19 protein-coding genes are annotated in these 17,392 nt (G+C 71.2%); 12 read left to right on the top strand and 7 right to left on the bottom strand.

The features are described 5' to 3' along the window. Positions 1–70: 70 nt before the first annotated feature. The 3 genes from L3Q67_RS37735 to L3Q67_RS37725 are packed head-to-tail and all read right to left on the bottom strand — an operon-like array spanning position 71 to position 2,585. Complete coding sequence (locus L3Q67_RS37735; RefSeq protein WP_499191740.1) at positions 71–451, bottom strand: PPOX class F420-dependent oxidoreductase; 381 nt, start codon at positions 449–451, stop codon at positions 71–73. Continuing rightward, on the bottom strand, positions 451–1,890 hold the full coding sequence (locus L3Q67_RS37730) for a sensor histidine kinase (protein WP_499186193.1): 1,440 nt from the start codon (positions 1,888–1,890) through the stop codon (positions 451–453). The genes L3Q67_RS37735 and L3Q67_RS37730 overlap by 1 nt, the downstream gene beginning before the upstream one ends. Continuing rightward, positions 1,887–2,585, bottom strand: a complete 699-nt coding sequence (locus L3Q67_RS37725; protein WP_499191739.1) for a response regulator transcription factor — start codon at positions 2,583–2,585, stop codon at positions 1,887–1,889. The genes L3Q67_RS37730 and L3Q67_RS37725 overlap by 4 nt, the downstream gene beginning before the upstream one ends. Positions 2,586–2,716: 131 nt before the next feature. Between L3Q67_RS37725 and L3Q67_RS37720 the strand changes: the two genes are divergently transcribed. Genes L3Q67_RS37720 through L3Q67_RS37710 form a run of 3 tightly spaced genes read left to right on the top strand, consistent with a single transcriptional unit; the run spans position 2,717 to position 5,210 of the window. Further along, complete coding sequence (locus L3Q67_RS37720) at positions 2,717–4,069, top strand: ferredoxin reductase family protein (protein ID WP_499186192.1); 1,353 nt, start codon at positions 2,717–2,719, stop codon at positions 4,067–4,069. An 8-nt stretch (positions 4,070–4,077) separates the two neighbouring features. After that, positions 4,078–4,476, top strand: coding sequence for an FMN-binding protein (locus L3Q67_RS37715; RefSeq protein WP_499186191.1), 399 nt, complete (start codon positions 4,078–4,080; stop codon positions 4,474–4,476). Then, complete coding sequence (locus L3Q67_RS37710; RefSeq protein WP_499186190.1) at positions 4,476–5,210, top strand: FAD:protein FMN transferase; 735 nt, start codon at positions 4,476–4,478, stop codon at positions 5,208–5,210. Before L3Q67_RS37715 ends, L3Q67_RS37710 begins: the two co-directional genes overlap by 1 nt. A 6-nt stretch (positions 5,211–5,216) precedes the next feature. On the opposite strand, the gene L3Q67_RS37705 is transcribed toward L3Q67_RS37710, so the two are convergent. Next, on the bottom strand, positions 5,217–5,690 hold the full coding sequence (locus L3Q67_RS37705) for a carboxymuconolactone decarboxylase family protein (protein ID WP_499186189.1): 474 nt from the start codon (positions 5,688–5,690) through the stop codon (positions 5,217–5,219). A gap of 193 nt (positions 5,691–5,883) precedes the next feature. On the opposite strand from L3Q67_RS37705, the gene L3Q67_RS37700 reads away from it, so the two are divergent. The 3 genes from L3Q67_RS37700 (at position 5,884) to L3Q67_RS37690 (ending at position 8,976) form a co-directional block, all read left to right on the top strand. Continuing rightward, positions 5,884–6,570: a hypothetical protein gene (locus L3Q67_RS37700; protein ID WP_499186188.1), complete on the top strand. Its 687-nt coding sequence runs from the start codon at positions 5,884–5,886 to the stop codon at positions 6,568–6,570. Next, positions 6,567–7,751, top strand: a complete 1,185-nt coding sequence (locus L3Q67_RS37695) for a glycoside hydrolase family 3 protein (protein ID WP_499186187.1) — start codon at positions 6,567–6,569, stop codon at positions 7,749–7,751. The genes L3Q67_RS37700 and L3Q67_RS37695 overlap by 4 nt, the downstream gene beginning before the upstream one ends. A 277-nt stretch (positions 7,752–8,028) precedes the next feature. After that, a complete protein-coding gene (locus L3Q67_RS37690; RefSeq protein WP_499186186.1) occupies positions 8,029–8,976 on the top strand; it encodes a hypothetical protein in 948 nt (315 codons plus the stop codon). On the opposite strand, the gene L3Q67_RS37685 is transcribed toward L3Q67_RS37690, so the two are convergent. Beyond that, on the bottom strand, positions 8,973–9,725 hold the full coding sequence (locus L3Q67_RS37685) for an IclR family transcriptional regulator (RefSeq protein ID WP_499186185.1): 753 nt from the start codon (positions 9,723–9,725) through the stop codon (positions 8,973–8,975). The two genes, L3Q67_RS37690 and L3Q67_RS37685, sit on opposite strands and share 4 nt — an antisense overlap. A 40-nt stretch (positions 9,726–9,765) precedes the next feature. Between L3Q67_RS37685 and L3Q67_RS37680 the strand changes: the two genes are divergently transcribed. From L3Q67_RS37680 to dmpG, 3 genes are read left to right on the top strand one after another with little or no spacing between them, the layout of a single operon-like run. Next, positions 9,766–10,551, top strand: a complete 786-nt coding sequence (locus tag L3Q67_RS37680) for a 2-keto-4-pentenoate hydratase (protein WP_499186184.1) — start codon at positions 9,766–9,768, stop codon at positions 10,549–10,551. Between the two features lie 11 nt (positions 10,552–10,562). Further along, entirely contained in the window at positions 10,563–11,468 is a 906-nt protein-coding gene (locus L3Q67_RS37675; protein ID WP_499186183.1) for an acetylating acetaldehyde dehydrogenase, read from the top strand. Next, the gene (gene dmpG / locus L3Q67_RS37670; protein ID WP_499186182.1) at positions 11,465–12,508 is read left to right on the top strand and encodes a 4-hydroxy-2-oxovalerate aldolase; all 1,044 of its coding nucleotides are present in this window, start codon (positions 11,465–11,467) and stop codon (positions 12,506–12,508) included. The genes L3Q67_RS37675 and dmpG overlap by 4 nt, the downstream gene beginning before the upstream one ends. Here dmpG and L3Q67_RS37665 read toward each other — a convergent pair. Both L3Q67_RS37665 and L3Q67_RS37660 read right to left on the bottom strand, forming a co-directional pair. After that, on the bottom strand, positions 12,478–13,065 hold the full coding sequence (locus L3Q67_RS37665) for a TetR/AcrR family transcriptional regulator (protein WP_499186181.1): 588 nt from the start codon (positions 13,063–13,065) through the stop codon (positions 12,478–12,480). The two genes, dmpG and L3Q67_RS37665, sit on opposite strands and share 31 nt — an antisense overlap. A gap of 10 nt (positions 13,066–13,075) precedes the next feature. Further along, positions 13,076–13,225, bottom strand: coding sequence for a hypothetical protein (locus tag L3Q67_RS37660; RefSeq protein WP_499186180.1), 150 nt, complete (start codon positions 13,223–13,225; stop codon positions 13,076–13,078). A 41-nt stretch (positions 13,226–13,266) separates the two neighbouring features. On the opposite strand from L3Q67_RS37660, the gene L3Q67_RS37655 reads away from it, so the two are divergent. The 3 genes from L3Q67_RS37655 (at position 13,267) to L3Q67_RS37645 (ending at position 17,384) form a co-directional block, all read left to right on the top strand. After that, positions 13,267–14,211, top strand: a complete 945-nt coding sequence (locus L3Q67_RS37655) for an oxygenase MpaB family protein (RefSeq protein WP_499186179.1) — start codon at positions 13,267–13,269, stop codon at positions 14,209–14,211. Further along, positions 14,208–15,233, top strand: coding sequence for an LLM class F420-dependent oxidoreductase (locus tag L3Q67_RS37650; RefSeq protein WP_499186178.1), 1,026 nt, complete (start codon positions 14,208–14,210; stop codon positions 15,231–15,233). The genes L3Q67_RS37655 and L3Q67_RS37650 overlap by 4 nt, the downstream gene beginning before the upstream one ends. Positions 15,234–15,371: 138 nt before the next feature. Next, positions 15,372–17,384, top strand: a complete 2,013-nt coding sequence (locus tag L3Q67_RS37645; RefSeq protein ID WP_499186177.1) for a neutral/alkaline ceramidase — start codon at positions 15,372–15,374, stop codon at positions 17,382–17,384. Positions 17,385–17,392: the final 8 nt, after the last annotated feature.

Raw genomic sequence — 17,392 nt, 5'->3', positions numbered from 1 at the left:
GGTTCGGCTGCCTGAGTGTGGGGTTCGGGTGTCTGAACGTGGGGTTCGGCTTGCGAGGGTGGGGGCGGGGTTAGCGCATGCCTAGGTGGTGGGTCAGGTGGATTTCGATGACCACCCGGTCGGGTTTGGGGCGTGGCTGGCGGTGGTAGCGCGCGGCGTAGCGGTTTTCGGCGTCGCGGACGGAGTCCGGGTCTTCTACCAGGCGGGCCCGGCCTTCGAGGGTGGACCAGCGGCGTCCGTCGGCTTGGCTGACGGCGGCGGGGACGTCGCCGCGGCGGACGTTGCGGGCTTTGACGCTCGCGCGGAAGGTGATCACCCTGGCCACGGCGAAGTCCTCGTCCACGGTCACGCCCACCGGCACCACGTGCGGCAGGCCGTCCGGGCGCAGGGTGGTCAGCGTCGGGAAGTGCCGTTCGGCCCAGAACGCGCGCAGTTCGTCGGACGGGTCGATCAACGGGCTCCCTCGTTCCTGGTGCGGGGCAGGCGGACGGTGAACCGGGTGGCTCCCGGCCCGCCGGCCAGCGTCACGGTACCGCCGTGCGCGGTGACCAGTGAGTGCACCACGGCCAGCCCCAGCCCGCTGCCGCCGCGTTCCCTGGCCCGCGAGCGGTCGACGCGGTAGAAGCGGTCGAAGATGCGGGCCTGGTCCTCGGCCGGGATGCCGGGACCGGTGTCAGCGACCTCCAGCACGGCCTCGGCCGAGGTCGCCCGCGCGACGAGGGTGACCGAGGTGCCCGGCGGGGTGTGCACGGCCGCGTTGGTCAGCAGGTTGTCCAGCACCTGCCGCAGGCGCAGCGGATCGGCGTTCAGGCGGATGGGGCCCGCGTCGGCGTCCACGGTCAGCTCGCGGTCGGCGTGCGCGGCGCGGAAGGCGTCACCGGCCGCGGTCGCCAGCTCGACCAGGTCCACCTCCTCGCGCCGCAGCGGCGCCTCCACCTCGGCGTCGTCGAGCCGGGCGAGCAGCAGCAGGTCGTCGAGCAGCAGGCTCATCCGGCCGGCTTCCTGCCGCAGCTTGGCCAGGTGCGCCTCGCGCTCGGCCGGCTCGTTGGCCGCCGCGTACTGGAACAGGTCGGCGTACCCGCGGATCGAGGTCAGCGGGGTGCGCAGCTCGTGCGAGGCGTCCGCGATGAACCGGCGCAGCCGCTGCTCGGCCGCGGTCCGCGCGCCGAGGGAGGAGTCGATGTGCGCGAGCATGGTGTTCAGCGCGGTCCGCAGCTCGTCGACCTCCACGCCGCCGCCGGTGCCGGTCGCGCGCACCGGCAGGTCGGGGGAGTCGGTGAGGTCGCGGGTGGTGATGTCGTGCGCGGTGTCGGCCATGTCGCTGAGCGGGCGCAGGCCGCGGCGCAGCACGATCCGGCCGGTGATCACCAGGATGGCCAGCGCCAGGCTGAAGGTGGCCACCTCGACCGCGATCAGCTGCTGCACCGTGCTGTCCAGCTCCGCCTCGGGTGCCGCGCTGACCAGGACGGTGCCGGTGACCGGGTCGATCGGGCAGGCCCGCACCCGGAAGTCGCCCTCGCCGCGCAGGTGCACGGTCTGGATCACTTCGGTCTCGGTCGCCGCCCGCGCCACCTGTGCCAGGTCGTCGACGTCCTGCGGCAGCCGGTCCTCCGGTTTCGGGGTGGCAACCCCGTCACGGACGTCGAAGGCCACCGAGTACCACGAGTAGAACGGCGTGGGGTCCTTCGCCGGGTACTTGCGCAGCTTCTCGCTCTCGTCGAGCTGGCTGGAAGTCAGCTGGTCGTCGAGCCGGTCACGCAGGTAGTCCCGCATGATGCCGACGGTCAGCATGCCGACGATGGCGAAGACGACCAGCGAGAGCGCGGCCAGTGCGAAGGCGAGCCGGGTGCCGAGCCGCAGCCGGTTCCACGCGCCGAGCCAGCGCGTCACCTGGCCGCCTGGCGGACCACGTAACCGACCCCGCGCACGGTGTGGATCAGCGGCTCGGCCTCGCTGTCCAGCTTCCGCCGCAGGTGCGAGATGACCAGTTCGACCACATTGGACTTGCCGCCGAAGTCGTACTCCCACACGTGGTCGAGGATCTGCGCCTTGGTCAGCACCCCGGGGGAGCGGCGCATCAGGTAGCGCAGCAGCTCGTACTCGGTGGGGGTGAGCGTGACCAGCCGGTCGCCGCGGCGGACCTCGCGGGTGTCCTCGTCCAGGGTCAGGTCGGCCACCCGCAGCACCGAGTGCTGCCACACCGGGCCCGTGCTGCGGCGCAGCACCGCCCGCAGCCGCGCCATCAGCTCCTCCACCGAGAACGGCTTGACCAGGTAGTCGTCCCCGCCCCGGGTGAGCCCGGCGATGCGGTCGGCGGTGCCGTCCTTCGCGGTGAGGAAGACCACCGGCACCATCGTGCCGGATTCGCGCAGGCGGTCCAGCACGGTGAAGCCGTTGAGGTCGGGCAGCATGATGTCCAGCACCACGATGTCGGGGTGGAACCCGGCGGCCTCACGCAGCGCGGCCTCGCCGCTGCCCGCGGTGACCGCCTGCCAGCCTTCGTACTTCGCCACCGTCGCCACCAGGTCGGCGATGTGCGGTTCGTCGTCGACGACCAGCAGCTTCACCGGATTTTGCCCGTTCACCGTGCTCACGCTGCCATGGTGCGCCACGCCGCCGCCGCTGGCGAGGCGCGGGGGGCGCGCGGCGCGCGACCGACAGGATCTCGACAGGTGGCGGATAGGATCGCCTCAGCTTCGCTGCGCACGCTGGGTCCATGGCCGAGTTCACCACCGCCGGGCCCCCGGCGACCGCCCTGCGCCCGCGGACCGCCGCGAGGCTGGCGCTGTCCACCCTGTTCCTGGCGAACGTCGTGGTGGTCACCGCGTTGTTCGCCGCCTCCGGCCCGTCGAGCAACGTGCTCGTTTCACTCGGACGGCTGACCGGGCTCTACGGCGCCCTGCTGATGGCCTTCCAGTTGCTGCTGATCGCCCGGCTGCCCTGGGTGGACCGCAGGCTCGGCATGGACCGGCTGACCTCGTGGCACCGCCTGCTCGGCTTCGGGCTGGTGTGGACGCTGACCGGGCACGCGGTGTTCATCGTGTCCGGGTACGCGGCGGTGGAGGGCACCGGCCCGATCGACCAGCTGGGCACGCTGATCACCACCATGGAGGACGTGCTGCGCGCGGTGGTCGCGCTGGTGCTGATCCTGCTGGTCGGCGGCCTGTCGGCGCGGTACGCGCGGCGGCGGCTCGCCTACGAGACCTGGCACTTCGCCCACCTCTACACCTACCTCGCCGTGGTGCTCGCCTTCGGCCACCAGGTCGCGGTCGGGGAATCCTTTGTGGACTCCCCGGCGGCGCGGGCGTACTGGTGGACGCTGTGGGGTGCCGCGCTCGCCGCGGTGGTCGCCGGGCGGGTGGTGCTTCCCTTGCGGCGCAACCTCAAGCACCGGTTCCGGGTGTCCGCGGTGGTCCCGGAATCGCCGGAGGTGGTGTCGGTCTACATCACCGGGGAGAAGCTCGACGAACTGCCGGTGCGGGCGGGTCAGTTCTTCCTGTGGCGCTTCCTCAGCCGCGATCGCTGGTGGCAGGCCAATCCGTTCTCGCTGTCCGCCGCTCCCGACGGCCGGACGCTTCGGCTCACCGTCAAAGCCGTGGGGCAGGGCAGCGCCGGCTTGCGCGGCCTGCGGCCCGGGACCCGCGTGTTCGCCGAAGGCCCATACGGCGCTTTCACCACCGCGCACCAGACCCGCGAGAACGCGCTGCTGATCGCCGGTGGCGTCGGCATCACGCCGATCCGCGCCCTGCTCGAGGAGGTGCGCGGGCATGTGGTGCTGCTCTACCGCGTCCGGTCCGAGACCGACGCCGTGCTGCTCGAAGAGTTGACCGCGATCGCCCGCACCCGGGGCGCGGTGCTGCGGCTGCTCACCGGTCCGTCCGATCAGGACGGTCCGGCCGGGCCGGTGCTGGGGCCGCGGAACCTGGCCGCGCTGGTGCCCGACGTGACCGACCGCGACGTCTTCGTCTGCGGTCCGCCCGGAATGACCCAAGCCGCCCTGCGCGGCCTCAAGGAACTCGGCCTGCCCGCGGCGCAGGTGCACGCCGAGCGGTTCAGCCTGGCCGGTTGAGGAGAGAGATGAAGAAGACCATTCCCGTGCTGCTGCTCACCGCCGGTGGGTTCATCTGGCTGTGGCAGTACGAACCCACCCCGCACACCGAAACAGCCGTGGTGGCGCAAGCCGAGGCACCCGCCCCGGCCGCCGGTTCGGCGACGCGGACGCTGACCGGGACCGAGGTCGCCGCCGGACGGCACGGCATCGTCCAGGTGCAGGTGGTGCTGACCGACGGTTCGATCACCGAGGTGCAGGTCCTGCGTGCCCCGGCCACCAAGCCGACCGAGGAGGCGCTGCCCACGCTGCGGGAGGAAGCGCTGAACGCGCAGAGCGCCGAAATCGACACGGTCTCGGGAGCTACCATGACCAGTGAGGCCTACGCCGAGTCGCTGCAGGCGGCTCTCGACGCGAAGGGCGCCTGATGCTGGGGAATCCACGCCGGGTCGAGCACATCATGGGCTTCCCGATCTCGGTCGACATCCGCGCCACCACCAGCCCGCTCGGGTCCGCGGTGGACCACGCCTTCGACTGGCTGCGGGAGGTCGACGCGCGGTTCAGCCCGTTCCGCGCGGACAGCGAAGTGAGCAGGCTCAACCGCGCCGAGCTGACCCCGGCCGAGCTCAGCGACGACTTCATCGAGGTGCTGGCGGTGTGCCGCCGGTACGAGGAACGCTCCGGCGGCGCGTTCAGCGTCCGCCTGCCCGGCCGCGGCCTCGACCCGTGCGCGGTGGTCAAGGGCTGGGCGGTGCAGCGGGCGGCCGAAGCGCTGATGGACGCCGGCGCCCGCCGGTTCTGCGTCAACGCCGGTGGTGACGTGGTGGCCGCCGGTGGCCCGTGGCGCGTCGGCATCCGCCACCCGGACCGGATCGACCAGTTGTGCGCGGTGCTGGCGGTGGAAGACGCCGCAGTGGCCACCTCTGGCCGGTACGAACGAGGTGACCACATCTTCGACGGCCGCACCGGCGAACCGGCCACCGGACTGAAGAGCATCACGGTCGTCGCCGACACGCTCACCATCGCCGACACCACCGCCACCGCCGCCTTCGCGCTCGGTGCGGACGGCCCGGAATGGGCCGCCGCGCAACCGGGCTGCGAGGTGTTCGCGGTCACCGAAGACGACCGCGTCATCCGTTCGGCGAACCTGCCGCTCGGCTGAGCGGGGTCAGCCGAACTGGCCGAGCTGGTAGTCCCCGGCGGGCTGCTGGACCGCGACGTTGATGCGGTTGAAGGTGTTGATCATCGCGATGGCCAGCACGATGGCACCGAGCTGCTCGTCGTCGTAGTGCTTGGCCGCGTTCGCCCAGGCGTCGTCGGTGACCCCGCCCGCGGCGTCGGCGATGCGGGTGAGCTGCTCGGTCAGCTCCAGCGCGGCGCGCTCGGCCTCGGTGAACACCTTGGCCTCCCGCCAGGCCGCGATCAGGTTGAGCCGCAACGAGGTTTCCCCGGCGTGCGCGGCTTCCTTGGTGTGCATGTCGAGGCAGACACCGCAGCCGTTGATCTGGCTGGCGCGGATCTTCACCAGTTCCAGCGTGGCGGCGGGCACGGACGAGTCCCCGCTCGCGCGGGCGGCGGCCACGATCCCCTTGAACGCCTTGGTCATGGTGGGGATCTCGAAAATGTTCAGTCGCGCTTCCATGTGGTGCTCCTCGGGTTGTTGGTGATTACACCTCTTCGACCCCGCAGCCCGGCGGGGTGTGACAGCAACGGATGTGACCCGCGTCGCACCCGGGTGGTAAGAAGCCACCCCCGGCCTTATCCGGGTCTCGTAACGACGGTCACCACCAGCCGACTCCCACCGGTGCGTCATACCGACGAATGGAGGAACCCCGGTGGATGACTGGCGAGGACAACAGCAGCCGAACTGGCAGATGCGGCCCGCTCCGCCGCCGTACGAGACGGGCTGGACCGCCGGGATGAAGTCGCTCACCGCGGTGGCCATCACGCTGGTGGCCGGCCTGCTGATCACCTTGACCGTGGTGCTCGTCCGGCAGGGGCGGCCGGACGTGGTGGCCGCGGAACCCGGGCAGCGGTACCCGGTCTACGTGCCGCCCGCGGCGACGGCACCGGGGTACGCGCCGCCGGCGACCACCACGACCACGACCGCGCCCAGGGCCACGACCACCCAGCCCACCCGGAATTCGGCGTTGTCCCTGCTGAGCGCGCAGGTCGAGGAGGATCGCGCGCAGGTCTCGGGCCTGGTCGGCTACTGGATGCCGCAGCTTTCGTCGAAGCGGCCGGGGCTGGTGGTGCGCGGGGTGACCCAGGACCACGACAGCATCTGGGCGGACCACCAGGCGAACAAGTCGCGGTACCCGGCCGCGCTGCTGCTGTGGTCCGGTGACTTCGACAGCTTCAAGTACCCCGACTTCTGGATCACCGTGGTGCCGGAGCGGTTCGCCACCGGTGTGGCAGCGAACGAGTGGTGTGGGACACAGGGCATCGGCAAGGACGACTGCTACGCCAAACGGCTGGCCCACAGCGGCGGATACGCAGGAAATACACTGAACCGCAAATGACACGTTCTGCCAGCACCCAAGCTTGGCTGCTCTCGCTCAGCGCGGGGGCGGCGGTCTGTGCGGTGATCATGGTCGTGGTGCCGCACGCACCGGTGCCCGCGGTACCGCCGTCACCGGCGCCGTTGGCGCAGCCGAAAAGCGCACCGGTGGCCCCGGGCTCCCCGTCGCCGACCGCCGCCGTGGAACAGCCGGACTGCGCCGGGCTCGCCGCCGGGATGAGCGAACGCGACCAGCTGGCCCAGTTGCTGATGGTCGGGGTGAACCCGGCGGACGAGGGCGACGCGGTCAAGGTGGTCCGCGACGACCACGTGGGCGGCATCTTCGTCGGCGGCAGCGCGACACGGGTGCTCACCGGCGGCCGGTTGAACGCGGCGCACGCCGCCTCGCCGCACCCGCTGCTGGTCGCCGTGGACGACGAAGGCGGCCGGGTCCAGCGGATCGACGACCTCGACGGTGAGCTGGACAGCGCGCGCGAACAGGCCGCGTCCGCCACACCCGAGCAGGTCCGCGCGCTCGGCGCCGAACGCGGCCGTCAGCTGAAGGACCGCGGGGTGACGGTCAACCTGGCGCCGGTCGCGGACCTGAGCGAGGCGTCGGCCTCCACGGTGATCGGGGACCGGTCCTACGGCACCGACCCCGCGGTGGCGACCCGGTACGCCGGGGCGTTCGCCGAAGGGCTCACCGAAGCCGGCGTGATCCCCGTGCTCAAGCACTTCCCCGGCCACGGCCGCGCCGAAGGCGACTCGCACAAGGGACTCGTGCGCACGCCCGCCCTGGCGGAGTTGAAGGCCGAAGACCTGGTGCCGTACGCGAACCTGCTGCCCCGCGGTGCGCCCGTGGTGATGCTCGGCCACCTCGACGTCCCCGGCCTGACCCAGGGCGAGGCGGCTTCGGTCAGCCCGGCCGCGTACCGGCTGCTGCGCGAGGACTACCACTTCGACGGCGTGGCGATGACCGACGACCTCGGCGCGATGCGGGCGATCACCGACCGGTACGGCCTGCCCGACGCGGTGCTGGCCGCGGTGACCGCCGGCGCGGACCTCGCGCTGTGGTCCGGCCACGACGCGCCGGGGCCGGTGCTGGACCGGCTGGCGCGGGCCAAGGCTTCCGGGGAACTGCCCGGCGAGCGGGTGGCGGAGGCGCTCACCCGGGTGCTCCGCCTGCGCACGGGGTGCCGTTAGTGGCGGCACCCCGCGCACCCGGGGCGGATCAGCCGCCGAACGCGGTCAGCCAGCTGATGAGCGATTCGAGCACGGAATGGGTCTGCATGCTGTCCACCTCCTTTCCTCTCCCCTGATTCGAGAATCCGTCCTCGGGTACGGAAAAGGGAGTGGTTTCCTGTTTCCTGTCATTTCCGGAAACGGAAACAACGCGTGGTGCTTGCCACCGGGTGGACGTCCCGGCTTGCGCGCGGGTGCGGACCCGGCCAGGCTGGAAGGCGTCGATTCCGGAGGGGGAATGACCGCGGTGAGCGCACTCGTCGAAGAGCTGAAGGCGCTGCGCAAGGGCCGTGGCGTGCTCGCGGGCAAGCTGGACGAGCGGATCGGGCCGGAGATCCGGCGCTGCTGCGGGGTGCGCGCGGGCGACCGGCCGTCGGAGGTCCGCGAGAAGGTCACCGTCACGCTGGCGGCCGCGATCGCGGAGTTGCCCGAAGACCTCGGCGGTCTGCTACTGGTCGCCTACGCGCTGGATTCCCGGCTGCGCCTGCCGTTCTACCAGGAACGCATCGACCGCGTAGCCGACCAGTTGCACCGGGACCGGCGCACCGTGCGGCGGCGGATCGACGACGGCATCGTGCACCTCGCCGAACTGGTGGACGGCCGCGCTCCCGAACCGCCGGAGCCCGGCCTGCCCGGCGAAACCGGTCCCGGCTGGCACACCGAGAAACTGCGGACCTTCGTGAACCTGGAACCCGCCGCGCCGGAAGCCTTCGAGGTGCGGCGGGTAGTCGCCGACCGCGACGGCATCGGCGCGCTGGACCTGGCGTTCACGGTGACCTCGGCCGACGGCGGCCCGGAGATCGACATCTTCAGCGGCGGGCGGCTGGCGGGCACGCGGAAACAAGCCACCGATCGCGTCGGTTTCGAATTGCGTCTACCGGCCCCTTTGCGCCGAGGGCAGACGCATGAATTCGTGGTGCGTTTCAAAGCCGGTGCGCCAATGCAGCCGCATTACGCGTGCGTGCCGAAACAACGCTGCGACTATTTCGACCTGCGCGTGCGCTTTCCCGCCGACCGGCTGCCCGCGGCGGTGTGGCGCGTGGCCGGCGGGTTCCAGCGCGACCTCGACGACCCGGTCGCCACCGGGGACCCGGTCCACCCGGACCCCACCGGCGAAATCCGCGGCGAGTTCCGCCGCCTGCTCCCCGGTCTCGCCTACGGCTTCCGGTGGTCCCAGGAAGGTTAGCCGCGCAGGGTTCGGGAAAGCGCCAGCGAAGTGGTCCGGACGGCGGGGCCGATCCGGGCCGTGCCCATCCGGTTCGTCCAGCCGGACAGGGAGATCCCGGCGACCGCGATGCCGTTCGCGTCGAGCACCGGGCTCGCCACGCAGACCACGCCCGGCACCGATTCCTCGCGTTCGTAGGCGACGCCGTCGGCCCGTGCCTTCGCGAGCTGGCGCCGGAGCAGGCCGGGGGCGGTGATCGTGCGGGGACTGATCCGCCCGAGGCCCGCCGCGATCACCTGTTCCACCAGGCTGTCCGGGGAGAAGGCGAGGATCGCCTTGCCCACCGCGGTCGCGTGGGCCGGGAACCGCCCGCCGGTCCGCGACGGCAGGAGTGGTGCGTCCGGCCCCCGCAGCACGTCGAGGTAGACCACCTCGGTGCCCTCCAGGATCGCGAGGTGGACGGTGTTGTGCGTGGCTTCGCGAAGATCGGCGAGGTAGGGCCGCGCCGCGTCGACCAGCCCGCGCTGCCGGACGGCGAGCTGCCCGATCTCGAACAACCGCAGGCCCAGCCGGACCGCGGTCCCGTCCCGTTCCAGCAGGCCCTGCCCGGCGAGGTGCCCGATCAGCCGGTGCGTGCTCGACTTCGGCAGGCCCGTGCGCCGCGCCAGCTCGGACACGCCCAGCGCGTCGTCCCCGGGCCGGAAGGCGGTCAGCAGCCGAGCCAGCCGGGCCGCGGTGGCCCCTTCGTCGTTCCGCTCAGCGGGACACATGCATTGAGTGTGCCCCATCGGCGGGTGGATGGTGAGTCCCATGCCCGACACCGCCCTGCACCTGGCGCTCGCCGAAGACCTGCTCGCCGCCTACGTCTCCGGTGAACCGATCCCGCCGCTGATCGACGCCCACCCCGAACTCACCGTCGAAGACGCCTACGCCGTGCAACTGGAACAGGTGCGGCACTGGCAGGCGGGTGGCTCGGCGGTGCGCGGGCACAAGGTCGGGTTGTCCAGCGAGGCGGCCCGGCGGCAGATCGGCGTGGACGAACCGGACTTCGGGCACCTGCTCGACACCATGTTCTACGCCGAGGGCGAGCCCATCCCGACCGCCCGCTTCCTACAGCCGAGGATCGAGCCGGAGATCGCCTTCGTGCTCCGGAAACCCTTGCAGGGCCCCGGAGTAACCCCGGAACAAGCGGCCGACGCGGTGGACCACATCCTGCCGGCGCTGGAACTGGTCGACTCCCGCATCCGCGACTGGCGTATCTCCATTGTGGACACCGTGGCCGACAACGCCTCCTCCGGCGCGGTGGTGCTCGGCGCCACGCCGGTCCCGGTGGACGCCATCGACCTGGCCGCCGCGCCCTGCGAACTGCACCTCAACGACGTGGTGATCGAGACCGGCGACAGCGGTGCGGTGATGGGCTCGCCGCTGAACAGCCTGGTGTGGATCGCCAACAAGCTCGGCGAGATGGGCACCGCGCTGCAGTCCGGCCACGTGATCCTGTCCGGCTCCATCACCCGCGTCTCCCCGGTCGCCCCCGGCGACCACGTCACCTGCACCATCGACGGGCTCGGCGCGGTCAGCGCCGTGTTCAGCTAGGAGAGCGCCCAGTGGCCACCACCGCGCGGACCGCCGCCATCGTCGGTCCCGGCAACATCGGCACCGACCTGCTGATCAAGCTCCGCCGCAGCGAACACCTCGACGTCCGGTACGTGGTCGGCGTCGACCCGGCCTCCGACGGGCTGGCCAAGGCCGCCGCGCTCGGCGTGCGCACCTCGGCCGAAGGCGTGGACTGGCTGCTCGCCCAGGACGAGCCGCCGGAGCTGGTTTTCGAGGCCACCTCGGCGAAAGCACACGAGGCGAACGCGCCGCGCTACGCCGAAGCGGGCATCCAGGCGATCGATCTGACCCCCGCCGCCGTCGGCCCGTTCACCTGCCCGGTGGTCAACCTGACCGAACACCTCGCGGCACCGAACCTGAACCTGATCACCTGCGGCGGCCAGGCCACCATCCCGATCGTGCACGCGGTCTCCAGGGTGACCCCGGTGCCGTACGCGGAGATCGTCGCGTCGGTCTCGTCGCGTTCGGCGGGGCCGGGCACCCGCGCCAACATCGACGAGTTCACCCGGACCACCGCCCGCGGCATCGAAGAGGTCGGCGGCGCGGGCCGCGGCAAGGCGATCATCATCATCAATCCGGTCGAGCCGCCGATGATCATGCGCGACACCGTGTTCTGCGCCATCGACCCCGACGCCGACCGGGGGGCGATCACCGACTCGATCCACGAGATCGTGCGTGCGGTGGGGGAGTACGTGCCCGGCTACACGCTCACCGCCGAACCGCAGTTCGACGATCCGCGACCGGGCTGGCAGGACCGCGCCAGGGTCGCGGTGTTCCTGGAGGTGGCGGGCAACGGCGACTACCTGCCGCGTTACGCCGGGAACCTCGACATCATGACCGCCGCCGCGGCCCGCGTCGGCGAACTGCTCGCGCAGCGGAAGGCGGTCTCGGCATGAGCTCCGACGAGGTCCGGCTGGTCGACACCACCCTGCGCGACGGCAGCCACGCCATGGCGCACCAGTTCACCGAGGCGAACGTGCGCGACACCGTGCGTGCGCTGGACACCGCGGGCATCTCGCTGATCGAGGTGACCCACGGCGACGGGCTCGGCGGCTCCACCTTCAACTACGGGTTCTCGCTCGTCGACGAGCGCAAGCTCATCGCGGCGGCCGTCGAAGAGGCCAGGAACGCGAAGATCGCCGTGCTGCTGCTGCCCGGTCTCGGTACCGTCGACGACCTCAAGGCGGCGGCCGATCTCGGTGCGGGTGCGGTCCGGATCGCCACGCACGGCACCGAAGCCGACGTCTCCGAGCAGCACTTCGGTGCGGCACGGGAGATCGGCCTGGAAACGGTCGGCTTCCTGATGCTCTCGCACATGTCCACGCCGGACGATCTCGCCAAGCAGGGCCGGATCATGGTGGACGCGGGCTGCCAGTGCGTCTACGTGGTGGATTCGGCGGGCGCACTGATCCTGGAGGACGCCTCGGAGCGGGTGGCCGCACTGGTCGCCGAGTTCGGCGACGACGCGCAGGTCGGCTACCACGGGCACCAGAACCTGAGCTTCGGCGTGGCGAATTCGGTGCTCGCCCATCGCGCCGGCGCACGCCAGATCGACGGTTCGCTCGCCGCACTCGGGGCCGGCGCGGGCAATTCGCCGACCGAGGTGCTCGCGGCCACCTTCGAACGGCTCGGCGTGCGCACCGGCGTGGACAAGGACGTGCTGATGGACGCCGCGGAGAACGTGGTGAAGCCGTACATCACGCGGTTGCCGGTGATGGACCGGTCGTCGATCGTGCAGGGGTTCGCCGGGGTGTACTCGAGTTTCCTGCTGCACGCCGAACGCGCGGCCGAGCGCTACGGCGTGCCCGCGCACGAGATCCTCTACCGCGTCGGCGCGGCGAAGTACGTCGGCGGCCAGGAGGACATGATCATCGACATCGCGCTGAAGCTGGTGGCGGAGCGGGATCAGGCGCGGGTGAGCAGCCGGACGCAGTGATCGATCAGGTGCTCCCGCGACACCTCGAGCAGCCCGCCGAGGTAGGCGATGAACAGGTTCGCGAGGGCGCCGACCAGCCCGATGGCGGTCATGTCGCGGTCCACCTCGGCCGAGCCGGGCGGCAGCTGCCCGCGGACCAGCGCGGCGAACGCGGGCAGCAGCTCGACCCCGCGGCTGGACAGCGCGGGGTCGCTCAGCGGGGCCAGCAACAGCACCCGGCCCTGGCGTGGATCGTCGATGATCAGCTCGACGAAGGCGGTCACCGCGGCGCGGGCGCGTTCCTCCGGTTCGGGGGAACTGGCCTCGACCGCGTCGATCAGCACCTGCCGTGCGGCCTGGCCGACGTGCTCGTAGACCGCCAGCACCACCTCGTCGCGATCGGCGAAGCTTTCGTAGAAGTACCGCTCGGTGAGCTTGGCGTGGCGGCAGACCGCCCGCACGCTGATCGCCGGGCCCGCCTCCGCGCCGAGCAGGTCGATCCCCGCCTCGATCAGCTGCGCGCGCCGCGCGGCCTTGCGATCGGTCAGCGTGGTGCCACCCCAGGTCCGGCCAGTCATGCGTGCGTACCTACTCGTTCTTCCGGCCGCGCATCCGGCACGGCGGCGAGGTCGCTTTGAGGTCGTTCACCGGACTGAGGCACGCCGTGCCGCTGGGCGGCCCGACGCGCCGCAGTCCGATGAACGACGCGACCTCGCAGTTGACTACGACCGTTGTCAATCCTAACCTGACAACGGTCGTAGTCACATTGAGGAGCGCACATGTCGGAGCAGCCGGAACCGCTCGGCCCGGACTCGCTGACCTGGAAATACTTCGGCGACTGGCGCGGCTTGCTGATCGCGTTGTGGGCCGGGTCCATGCAGAACATGCACCCCGAGCTGGGCGCGGGCGTGGAGGAGCACTCCCGGTTCTTCAGGGAGCGCTGGCAGCGGCTGTTCCGCTCGCTCTACCCGATCGGGGGAGTCATCTACGACGGCCCCCGCGCGCACGAGACCGCCAAGCAGGTCCGCGGGTACCACGACACGATCAAGGGGATCGACTCGAAGGGCCGCCCGTACCACGCGCTGAACCCGGGCACCTTCTACTGGGCGCACGCCACCTTCTTCGTCAGCGCGCTGCTCATCGCGGAGAACTTCATGGGCGGGCTCACCGCGGCGCAGCAGCGCAGGATGTTCGACGAGCACGTCCAGTGGTACCGGATGTACGGCATGAGCATGCGGCCGGTGCCCGGGACCTGGGAGGAGTTCCAGGAGTACTGGCACCGCATGTGCACCGAGGTGCTGGAGGACAACAAGGCCACCCGCGACGTGCTCGACATCCGGGAGATCGCGAAGCCCGCCGCGCTGCCCTGGCTGCCGTCGCCGGTGTGGAACCTGGTGCGCGGGCTGGTCGCGCGCAACTTCGTCTGGCTGACCGTCGGCATGTACGACCCGCCGATCCGCGAGAAGCTCGGCTACACCTGGACCGCCCGCGACGCGCGGCTGCACCGGCTGACCGGCAAGCTGATCAACGCGGCGTTCAAGCTCGTGCCGTTCGAACGGCGCTACCACCCGCGGGCGCGGGCGGGCTGGCGGCGCGCACTCGGCCGGGCGCCGGTGGACGCGCCGCTGGTGGAAACCCCCGCCCGCAACCTGCCGCCGCTGGACGAACGCGACAGCCCGACGCACTATGCACCCCGGGTCCCGAACCAGAAGGAGCACGCATGAAGCTGGGTTACCACGTCGGTTACTGGGGTTCCGGCCCGACGCCGGGGGCGCTGGAGGCGATCACCGAGGCGGACCGGCTCGGCTTCGACTCGGTGTGGAGCGCCGAGGCCTACGGCTCCGACGCGTTCACCCCGCTGGCCTGGTGGGGGTCGGCGGCCGAGCGGGTCAAGCTGGGCACGAACATCGTGCAGATGTCTGCGCGCACCCCGACCGCGACCGCGATGAGTGCGTTGACCATGGACCACCTCTCCGGCGGCCGGTTCGTGCTCGGCCTCGGCGCGTCCGGGCCGCAGGTGGTGGAGGGGTGGTATGGGCAGCCGTACCCGAAACCGCTGGCGCGCACCCGTGAGTACGTGGAGATCGTGCGGCGGGTGCTGGCGCGCGAAGCGCCGGTGACCTTCGACGGCGAGTTCTACCAGCTGCCGTACCCCGGTGGCGCGAAGCTGGGCAAGCCGCTGAAGCCGACCGTGCACCCGCTCCGGCGGGACCTGCCGATCTACCTGGCTGCCGAAGGGCCGAAGAACGTCGCGCTCTCGGCGGAAATCTGCGACGGCTGGCTGCCGCTGTTCTTCTCCCCGAAGAGCGACGCCTTCTACCGGGCCGCGCTCGAAGAGGGCTTCGCCCGCCCCGGCGCTCGTCGCAGCCTCGCGGACTTCGAGGTGCCGGCCTCCGTGCCGGTGATCGTGCACGACGACGTCGAAGAGGCGGCGGCGCTGATCAAGCCCTCGCTCGCGCTCTACATCGGCGGCATGGGCGCCAAGGACGCCAACTTCCACCTCGACGTGTTCGTGCGCATGGGCTACGAGGACGTGGCGGCCAAGGTGCAGGAGCTGTACCTGGACGGCCGCAAGCAGGAGGCTGCCGCCGCGATCCCGACCGCGCTGGTGGAGGACATCTCGCTGATCGGCCCGCCGTCGAAGATCCGCGAGGAAGTGGCGGAGTGGGAGAAGACCGTGGTCACCACGCTGCTGGTGCGCGGCGATGCCGCCTCGCTCCGCCGCATCGCCGACGTGTTGTCCTAGCCGGTGCCGTGAAGGTGGCTTTCACGGCACATTCCGCCGTGAAAGCCACCTTCACGGCACCTCTTGGCAAGGTGAGCCCGGTCACGTAACCTCCTCGATTGAACGTGAAGCGCATTCACATTCCGAGACGGAGGCGGCATGCCGGTCAGCCGGAGGCAGGTTTTGGCGGGTGCCGCCGCGGTCCCGCTGGCGGCGGGTGCGCTGAGCGCTACCGCCACCGCGGCCCAAGGCGGGTACCTCGTCGGCATCGGGATCGCCGACGTCACCGGGCCCGCCGCGGAGAACGGCATGATGGGCTACTCCATGCCGCAGCAGCAGACCGCCGGCATCCACCAGCGCACCCGCGCCAGGGCGTACATCATCGCCGAGGGCTCGAAGCGGATCGTCTTCGTCAACGCCGATCTCGGCGCCATCTTCCAGTCGGTGCACCAGGCCGTGCTCGCCGAACTCGCCCGCGCGTACGGGCAGCTCTACACCGAGCAGAACGTCCTGCTCAACGCCACGCACACGCACGCGGCCTGCGGTGGTTACTCGCACTACGCCGCGTACAACCTGTCGATCCTCGGCTTCCAGGAACAGACCTTCGACGCCGTGGTCCGCGGCATCGTCGAAGCGATCAAAGCCGCGCACGAGGACCTGCGGCCCGGCACGCTCAGCCTCGGCCGCACCGAGCTGACCGACGCCAGCGCCAACCGCTCCCGCACCGCGTTCGAGCTGAACCCGGCCGCGGACAAGGCCTTCTTCCCGCTGTCGGTCGATCCGGCGATGACCGTGCTGCGGCTGGCCCAGCAGGGCCGCGACACCGGCGCGATCTGCTGGTTCGCCACCCATGGCACCTCGATGACCAACGCCAACCAGCTGATCAGCGGCGACAACAAGGGCTACGCCGCCTACCACTGGGAGCACGAGAAGGCCGGAGTCCGTTACCTGGACGGCAAACCCGGGTTCGTGGCCAGCTTCCCGCAGACCAATTCCGGGGACATGTCGCCGAACCTGAACCTCGAGCCGGGCTCCGGGCCGACCGAGGACGAGTTCGAGAACACCAGGATCATCGGCGAACGCCAGTACCACGCGGCCCGCCGCGCCTATGACGCGAGCACGCCGGTCAGCGGTGCCATCGACTTCCGGATGTCCTTCGTGGACATGTCCCGAGTGGACGTCGACGGCCGGTTCACCCCGGACGGCCGCCCGCGCCGCACCTGCACGGCCGCCATCGGCGCGTCGATGCTGGCGGGCAGCACCGAAGACGGTCCTGGGCTCCCGCTGCCCGAGGGCATCCGCAACCCGTTCCTCGACGCGCTCGGCGGCATGGACGCGCCGGTGCCGCAGGCGCTGGCCGACGCGCAGGCGCCGAAGGTGGTCGCGGTGCCGTTCGGCGCGATGAAGCCGTACCCGTGGGCGCCGGAAGTCCTGCCGCTGCAACTGGTCCGCGTCGGCTCGCTCTACCTGGTCGCCGGGCCCGCCGAGTTCACCATCGTGGCCGGGTTGCGCCTGCGCCGCACGGTGGCCGCCGAACTGGGCGTGCCGCTGGAGAACGTGCTGGTGCAGGGCTACGCCAACGCCTACAGCCAGTACGTGACCACGCCCGAGGAGTACGACTCGCAGCAGTACGAGGGCGCGTCGACCTTGTTCGGCCGGTACACCCTGCCCGCCTACCAGCAGGAGTTCGCGCGCCTGGCGGCCGCGATGCGTGCGGGCCTGCCGGTCGACCCGGGCCCGCGGCCGCGCGATCTGACCGGCGAGCAGCTGAACTTCCAGCCGGGTGTCGTCTTCGACAGCGCGCCGCTGTTCAAGAGCTTCGGCGACGTGCTGACCGAGGCGAAGAGCAGCTACCGGCGGGGTGAGCAGGTGCTGGCCGAGTTCGTCACCGGGCACCCGAAGAACAACCTGCGCCGCGGCGGCACCTTCCTCGAGGTGCAGCGGCTGGTCGACGGCACCTGGGTGCGCCACGCCGACGACGGCGACTGGGCGACGAAGTACCGCTGGGTCCGCACCGTGCTCGGCGAGTCGAAGGCGGTGCTCACCTGGGACATCCCGGCGAACGCCCCGCTGGGCAAGTACCGCCTGGTGCACCACGGCGACTGGAAGCACGGCCTGACCGGCGCGATCACCGCCTTCAGCGGCACCTCGCGCGCCTTCGTCATCGCCTGACCCGTGCG

This window comes from Saccharothrix sp. AJ9571 (assembly GCF_021725495.1).
Classification (GTDB): Bacteria; Actinomycetota; Actinomycetes; order Mycobacteriales; family Pseudonocardiaceae; genus Amycolatopsis; species Amycolatopsis magusensis.
Note: the sequence above shows the minus strand (reverse complement) of the source record. Positions and strands in the feature narration are given on the sequence as shown.